This window comes from Rhizobacter sp. P2_H3, assembly GCF_056403355.1.
In genome coordinates this window covers 1-2,504 of sequence record NZ_JBFUFQ010000414.1, presented here as the reverse complement: position 1 = coordinate 2,504, position 2,504 = coordinate 1, and the positions used below count along the sequence as shown (strand labels likewise).

Below are 2,504 nucleotides of genomic sequence, written 5' to 3'. Positions count from 1 at the left end.
CCGCCCCAGCTGAGCCCCCTGCCCCTCCCGCCACCCGCCCCGCCAAGCCGCGCAAAAGCCACTCAGGCAGCCAACCCCTCCGCCACCTCACGCAGAGCCGGCTTGTCGATGATGTCGATCTCGCGCAGACGAACACGCAAACAACCCGACGCACGCAACCGCGTCAGCACATGGCTCACGGTTTCTATGCGCAAGCCCAGGTGGCTGCCGATGTCCTCGCGGCTCATCGGCAACCGCAGCTCGGCCCCCGATTGGCCCCGCTCCAGCGCACGCTCGGAGAGTCCCAGCAGGAACGCCGCGATCCGCGCCCCCGCCTGACGCTGCCCGAGCAGCCGCATCAGCGCATGGTCGCGCACGATCTCGCGGCTCATCAGCTGATGGAAACGGCGCTGCAGCATGCCCGAGGCCGCCAGCGCCTGTTCCACTTGATCGAACGGCAGTTCGCACACCTCCGAATCCTGCAACGCGATCGCCTGGCAGCGGTGCAGCCCCGAATCGATCGCGTCCAGCCCGAGCAGGTCGCCCGGCAACGCGAAGCCGGTCACGCGCCCGCGCTGCGGCGGCGCACCGACACAGGTCTTGAAGGCGCCGCTGCGCACCGCATACAGCGACGCAAAGGTCTCGTCCTCCAGGAACAGCGTGTCCCCCGCAGCCACCGCCCGAACGCTGCCGGCCACGATGGCGTCGATGTCGTCGCGCACCACCGGCAGGCACAGGTGGCGCCGCTCGCACAGCATGCAGTCAGGCTCGGCGGGCAGCGCAGGCAAATGGCTCATCGAAGACATGGCACGACGCGCCGCAGCGCTCCATCGGGTTGAATGGCTCGACGGCATTGTGGAAGGCCGCCCGCAGCCGCCAGTTGATCCAACGCAAGCCGCCGCGGCGCGGCGCGCGCGACAGTGCCGCCATGAATGCCGCACACCCCTCCCCCGCGCTCGACGACGACCTGCTGCGCCGCTTCGACGTGCCCGGCCCGCGCTACACCTCGTACCCGACGGCCGACCGTTTCGGCGAGGCCTTCGACGCACAGCAGTACCAGCGGATGCTGGTGGCCCGCAACGGCAGCACCGCGCCCCTGTCGATCTACGTGCACATCCCGTTCTGCGAATCGGTCTGCTACTACTGCGCCTGCAACAAGGTGATCACGCGGCACCATGAGCGCGCCGTCGAGTACCTCGACGCGCTGGCCACCGAGATCGAACTGCACGTCACCGCGCTCGGCACCGGGCTGCCGGTGTCGCAGCTGCACCTCGGCGGCGGCTCGCCGACCTTCCTGAGCGATGCCGAACTCACGCGGCTGATGTCGACGCTGCGCGGCGCGTTCCGCCTGCTGCCCGACGCCGAGGTCTCGATCGAGGTCGACCCGCGCACCGTCACGCCGCAGCGCCTGGCGCACTTCCGCTCGCTCGGCTTCAACCGCATCAGCTTCGGCGTGCAGGACATCCAGCCCGACGTGCAGCAGGCCGTGCACCGCGTGCAGCCGTTCGAGGACGTGCGCGTGCTGGTCGCCGCCGCGCGCGTGCAGGGCTACGAATCGATCAACGTCGACCTGATCTACGGCCTGCCGAAACAGACGCCGCAGAGCCTCGCCGAGACCGTGTCGCGGATCGCCGAGTTGCGCCCCGACCGCGTCGCGCTGTACGGCTACGCGCACCTGCCGGAGCGCTTCAAGCCGCAGCGGCGCATCGTCACGGCCGAGCTGCCGAGCGGCGCCGATCGCGTGGCGATGCTGCGCGGCGCGATCCGCGGCTTCCTCGCCGCCGGCTATGAAGACATCGGCATGGACCACTTCGCGCTGCCCGGCGACGCCCTCGCCCGCGCGCGCCGCGCCGGCCGGCTGCACCGCAACTTCCAGGGCTACAGCACGCAGCCCGATTGCGACCTGATCGGCCTCGGCGTCTCGGCGATCGGCCGCATGGGCACGAGCTACAGCCAGAACGCGAAGACCCTGCCCGAGTACTACGAGGCGCTCGCGCAGCGCCGCTTCCCGGTGGTGYGCGGCCTGGCGCTCGACAGCGACGACCTGCTGCGCCGCGACGTGATCATGGCGCTGATGTGCCAGGGCCGCGCCGACCTCACGACGCTCGGCCATGCCCACGACGTCGACGGCGCGGCGTACTTCGCGCCCGAGCTGGCGTCGTTGCAGGTGTTCGTGGCCGACGGCCTGGTCGAGATCGACGGCGGCAACGGCGCGACCGTGCAGGTCACGCCGCGCGGCTGGCTGCTGGTGCGCGCGATCGCGATGGTGTTCGACCGCCACCTGCAGGCCGCACGCGCCCGGGTGCGCGAAGGCAAGCACACCGCCGATGCAGGCGGCGCGCGCTTCTCGCGCGTGCTGTGACGCGGCGATGAGCCTCGCGCTGCTCACCGGCGCCGCGCTGCTCGGCCTGGCCGGCTCGGCGCACTGCGCCGCGATGTGCGGCGCCAGCAGCGCCGCCGTCGTGCGCGGCTGCGGCAGCACGGCCGGCGCGCGGACGTTGCCAGCGACCCTCGCGTTCCAGGGC

At 71.5% G+C, this 2,504-nt stretch carries 2 protein-coding genes; one reads left to right on the top strand and one right to left on the bottom strand.

Annotated elements, in window-relative coordinates; translation table 11 throughout:
* Nucleotides 1-62: 62 nt before the first annotated feature.
* Nucleotides 63-776 carry a helix-turn-helix domain-containing protein gene (locus AC1D1T_RS31715; RefSeq protein ID WP_477993338.1) on the bottom strand — a complete coding sequence of 238 codons (714 nt, stop codon included), beginning with the start codon at nt 774-776 and terminating at the stop codon, nt 63-65.
* A 131-nt stretch (nt 777-907) separates the two neighbouring features.
* Here AC1D1T_RS31715 and hemN point away from each other — a divergent pair, with 131 nt between their 5' ends.
* Nucleotides 908-2,341, top strand: coding sequence for an oxygen-independent coproporphyrinogen III oxidase (gene hemN / locus AC1D1T_RS31710; protein ID WP_477993336.1), 1,434 nt, complete (start codon nt 908-910; stop codon nt 2,339-2,341).
* Nucleotides 2,342-2,504 lie beyond the last annotated feature (163 nt).